This window comes from Blautia caecimuris (genome assembly GCF_024622975.1).
Taxonomy (GTDB): domain Bacteria; phylum Bacillota; class Clostridia; order Lachnospirales; family Lachnospiraceae; genus Blautia_A; species Blautia_A caecimuris.
Map to the genome: position 1 here is coordinate 1 of NZ_JANJZT010000070.1, position 3,939 is coordinate 3,939.

The 3,939-nt window shown below is 47.7% G+C and carries 7 protein-coding genes; all 7 read right to left on the reverse strand.

What is annotated here, in order from left to right; translation table 11 throughout:
• Positions 1-91: 91 nt before the first annotated feature.
• Complete coding sequence (locus NSA57_RS19205) at positions 92-409, reverse strand: hypothetical protein (RefSeq protein WP_257465822.1); 318 nt, start codon at positions 407-409, stop codon at positions 92-94.
• A gap of 19 nt (positions 410-428) precedes the next feature.
• A complete protein-coding gene (locus tag NSA57_RS19210; protein ID WP_257465823.1) occupies positions 429-809 on the reverse strand; it encodes an HK97 gp10 family phage protein in 381 nt (126 codons plus the stop codon).
• 4 nt (positions 810-813) lie between these two features.
• Positions 814-1,155 carry a phage head closure protein gene (locus NSA57_RS19215; RefSeq protein ID WP_257465824.1) on the reverse strand — a complete coding sequence of 114 codons (342 nt, stop codon included), beginning with the start codon at positions 1,153-1,155 and terminating at the stop codon, positions 814-816.
• A gap of 87 nt (positions 1,156-1,242) precedes the next feature.
• Positions 1,243-1,518 (reverse strand): head-tail connector protein, encoded by a 276-nt coding sequence (locus NSA57_RS19220; protein ID WP_257465825.1) that lies wholly within the window; start codon positions 1,516-1,518, stop codon positions 1,243-1,245.
• Positions 1,515-2,900, reverse strand: a complete 1,386-nt coding sequence (locus tag NSA57_RS19225; protein WP_257465826.1) for a leucine-rich repeat domain-containing protein — start codon at positions 2,898-2,900, stop codon at positions 1,515-1,517. The genes NSA57_RS19220 and NSA57_RS19225 overlap by 4 nt, the downstream gene beginning before the upstream one ends.
• Positions 2,900-3,316, reverse strand: a complete 417-nt coding sequence (locus NSA57_RS19230; RefSeq protein WP_257465827.1) for a hypothetical protein — start codon at positions 3,314-3,316, stop codon at positions 2,900-2,902. Before NSA57_RS19230 ends, NSA57_RS19225 begins: the two co-directional genes overlap by 1 nt.
• On the reverse strand, positions 3,316-3,696 hold the full coding sequence (locus tag NSA57_RS19235) for a hypothetical protein (protein ID WP_257465828.1): 381 nt from the start codon (positions 3,694-3,696) through the stop codon (positions 3,316-3,318). Before NSA57_RS19235 ends, NSA57_RS19230 begins: the two co-directional genes overlap by 1 nt.
• Positions 3,697-3,939: the final 243 nt, after the last annotated feature.

Sequence of the window (3,939 nt, forward strand, 5' to 3'; positions counted from 1 at the left end):
CAGTCAGTAGTCTTATTGTACTCTGAGGTATTTTCAATTTTCAACATCCACATTTTTTATTATACAGGAAGCTCCATCACTAAACAAATCATTACAGTTCCATACTGTACAGCACCTCATACAGCTTTTCGCTCTGGATCCAGACCTCCGACTTATTATAAAAAATCCCGGCATCATCCAGAACTGTTTCCACCAGAGCTTCTGCCACGGGATCCTTCCGGTCCGTGTAAAGCTCTATTCTTACTTCACTGATCCGGAAATATACCCGCCCGTCTGCCGCAAAATTATCACTTCCTGGAAGCAGATAACAGATAAACGGCGGATCCGGGCTTTCCCCTTCCGCAAAATGGTCATAGGCAAAAGGAAATCCCGTCTCTTCCAGCATCCCTGCCAGTTCTTCCAGTGTCATATGCTTTCACCTCCTGCCATCACCCCAGTGCCTTCTCCACTTCCCGTTCCAGAGTCTGTGCAGCCCTTTCCTCAGCAGGCGCAATATGGGGAAACGCCCTTGTCCTGCCGCCTTTTCTCAGCGCATGACCGAACTCCAGCAGATGTGCCAGCTGGTACCTGTTCCTGGAATACACCACGATCTCCATTGCATTGGCAGTTTCCTTCGTGGTCTTCGCCGCCCAGCTCTTTGCATAGGCACCGGTCTTCACAGGGGCATTCTCCTGGATATCCTTCCTTGCCTGTGTCCCTGCCTTCTTTACCGCTTTTTTCATATCATCCGCAGCAAGCTGTGCATACTCTTCCAGTCCTTCCATGATCACATCTGCCATCTGGCTGACTGTACATCTGTCACCTGCCATGCTCTCACCTCCGGACCTTCCTGCATGTGAATTTCAGACACTTCTTCTTATAATTCAGATGATCCACACTCACAATGTCATACACCTGATCACGAAACAGGATCCTGTGGGTAACAGACCGGATGCCTGCAGTCTTTTTACAGTACCGCACCGTCACAGTCATTCCCACATCCTCCACCACAGTCCCTGCGGTTTCCGCTTCCCTGGAACTGGCAAGCCCCTCACCGCCTATCGTAGCAAAACAGCAGTAATCCTCTGTCCACTCATTCCTGTGATTTCCGATCCCGTCCTTCACAACAGAACACTTCTGAAAAATCACCTTTTCATTCATCAATCCAACATCCATGACACCCACCAATTCCATCCTTCATAACAATATTCACCAGAACCATTTCCTGCATCCGGTTTTCATTTCCATTTCACGGATATTTTCTCAGAATCCCGGTTTTCTCACTCCGAACAGCAGGCTCCGCAGATCCATCACCAGCTGATGGTGATCCGCGTCCTCCCTGTGTTCATACAGATAGGCAGCCGCATACTGCACGGCAATCTTCGTCCCCTGCAGATCTTCAAACTCATCCTCATCCGTAATCCTTGCCACGTCCATGCAGATCTGCTGCCCCTGCTCGATCAGATCAGAAAGCAGCACATCATCATCGTCAAAATCCACCCGCAGGTAATTCTTCATTTCCTTTACTGTCACGATCACGGAACATCACCTTCCATTTCCACCATATAGGAAGCAAAATTACTCCAGCTGTCCGCCGTCTGATAAGCCTCCAGGCTTCCTTTCGGCACATAGATCTTACAATCCTCCGGAATCCCATTGAATACAGTTGCCCCGGAAAGCTTCGGCGGTAAAACCGGAAGAAAATAATACCGTTTCATTCCTTTACAGTTCTCAAATGCATACTTGGTGATTGCCGTCACAGCCGCAGGAATTACCAGTTCTGTCAGCATATGACATCCTGAAAAAGCATTGTCCGGAATTTCCGTTATGCCATCTGTAAGCCGGATTCCTTCCAGAAGCCAGTCTTTTCTGAATATGCTGCCCTCAATAGCAGATACTTTCTCTGGAAGATACAGTTCTTTCATGGCCAGACACTCATTCAGGGCAAATTTTCCAAGCGATGTGACTGTCTCCGGCATAGTGATCTTTTCCAGAGAATGACATTCCGAAAATGCATTATCAGGGATTGTGACTATTCCGTTCGGAACAGATACATTTTTCAGGCTTATGCACTGCTCGCACAAATATCTTGGAATTGATTCCAGATTGTCCGGAATTCCCAAAAATTTCAGGCCATAACAGCACTTTACAATCCCATTTCCAAACAGACCGTCTGTTTTTTCCAGTGTGACCGTCTCCAGTCTTGAAAAGCAGCAGAAACAATAGGAAGCCAGTTCTTTCACATTCCTTCCCACTTCAATTTTCCTCACTGCTGACAGATACTTCATGTTTTCCTCTTTACTTTTCTTTCCTGCTGTAAAAACATAAGACCCCTCGCTGTAACTTCCCATAAACATAACCATATTGTCTTCCTGTGGCAGAAACCGAAGCACATACTCCCCTGCTTTCTGGTACCGGTGTGTCAGGGTAATCCTGTTATAATTCCATCCTTCTGCTGTTTCCAGTTCACTTCCATCACCCCAGTCCACCTTCACACCGTTACTGAAACTCTGACCAAAAGAAACCTGCGACTCCAGCATATCTTCATCCAGCGTCACATAAAACCTTGTGGCCCCGTCATCCGTAACATACTGGGCAGCTACATTCATTTCCCGGTTTGTTGCTTTCAGATCCTCCAGCGACCAGTTCCAGCCCTTACAGACCAATCCTTCGTGAAACGGAAGATCCGGCAGTCGTTCCAGCCCTGCAAGCTCCTCAAGGGAAAAGCTGTACAGCAGGGTTCCATCATAATCAAAGAACCGGACCGGCAGGGACATATCCGCAGCACTTCCGCCTGACGGGATCCTGCTCACTGCATCCGGGATCTCTCCTGGTTTCATCAGGGCAGAAGTACCACCCTGGGCACGCACCGCATCTGCAATAGCTTTCAGTGTTTTCTCATTTACAAGCACATTTGCCATCAGTACGCCACCTCATTTCCATCCGTCAGTTCATCCATCCGCCTGCCCAGTTCCTCCACCGTCTTCCTTATCTCCTGTACCTGTTCCTCGGTCTGGAATTTACTGTCATTTTCCAATTCACTTACCTTTGACGGTACCGGCACATTCTTCTGTGCGCCTTCCTCAATCCCCTCCAGCTTGGATTTTTCACTGTTCCCAAAATCATTACTGGAAAGTCCTTTCCCAGTTTCCTTATCCACCTTATTCCTTAAGGCATCTTCCAGTTCCTTCCTGGTCACTTCACCGCCGCCAAGCCCCAGTTCTTCCGAAGTTTTATTTCCGGTCAGCTCCACACCATTGATCTGCGGCTTATGGCTCATATTTTCATAATTATTTGAATTAGGAACACTGCTCATGGTTCCCGTCAGCTGCTCCATCACGCCACCTCCACCGTCAGTTTCAAAATCTTATTTGCAATAAATGTACACCGGTAACCGCTGCTCTTGTTTAAGGACAGCTCCCAGATATATTTTCCCAGTTCCAGATGTTTTGTATCTTCCTCTGAGAATCTGATCACCTTCTCCTTCACATCAGCCTCGATCCGTACCGCTGGCTCCGGATCCGCCTTATTCCGCTTCGCCGCAAATACTACGGAATCGCCTTCCTCAAACTCATACTCCGATCCGTCCGGCAGAAATGCCTGGAACGCAAAAGAAGGCGTATCCCCCTTTGTCATCTCAATCTTCATATCCTCATGAACCACCCAGGACATCCCGTCACCTCCCGCAGATTTTCCTGTTTCCATTTCGTTCATCATTCTTCGTGCTCGCCGCCTGGCTGATCTGATTTTCAAACCAGCGAACGCTCCACCACTGCTTGTTGTTTTTCAAACTTGAAACCTTCCCTGATTCGATCAAAGCAGGGGACGGCTTACACCATCCCCTGTCATTCCTTCACATTAGTCAGCTTTCAGTTTCATGATCTCTTGAGTTTCCGCAGTTTTATCCACAGTCACCTGTTTTGTAATATATCATTATAAACAACTTTTAAAAAATGCCTA

What these genes read in the sequence shown, in the direction of transcription:
- NSA57_RS19205 (WP_257465822.1), bottom strand. Translation starts at nt 409, where the DNA reads ATGACACTGGAAGAACTGGCAGGGATGCTGGAAGAGACGGGATTTCCT.
- NSA57_RS19210 (WP_257465823.1), bottom strand. Translation starts at nt 809, where the DNA reads ATGGCAGGTGACAGATGTACAGTCAGCCAGATGGCAGATGTGATCATG.
- NSA57_RS19215 (WP_257465824.1), bottom strand. Translation starts at nt 1,155, where the DNA reads ATGGATGTTGGATTGATGAATGAAAAGGTGATTTTTCAGAAGTGTTCT.
- NSA57_RS19225 (WP_257465826.1), bottom strand. Translation starts at nt 2,900, where the DNA reads ATGGCAAATGTGCTTGTAAATGAGAAAACACTGAAAGCTATTGCAGAT.
- NSA57_RS19230 (WP_257465827.1), bottom strand. Translation starts at nt 3,316, where the DNA reads ATGGAGCAGCTGACGGGAACCATGAGCAGTGTTCCTAATTCAAATAAT.
- NSA57_RS19235 (WP_257465828.1), bottom strand. Translation starts at nt 3,696, where the DNA reads ATGATGAACGAAATGGAAACAGGAAAATCTGCGGGAGGTGACGGGATG.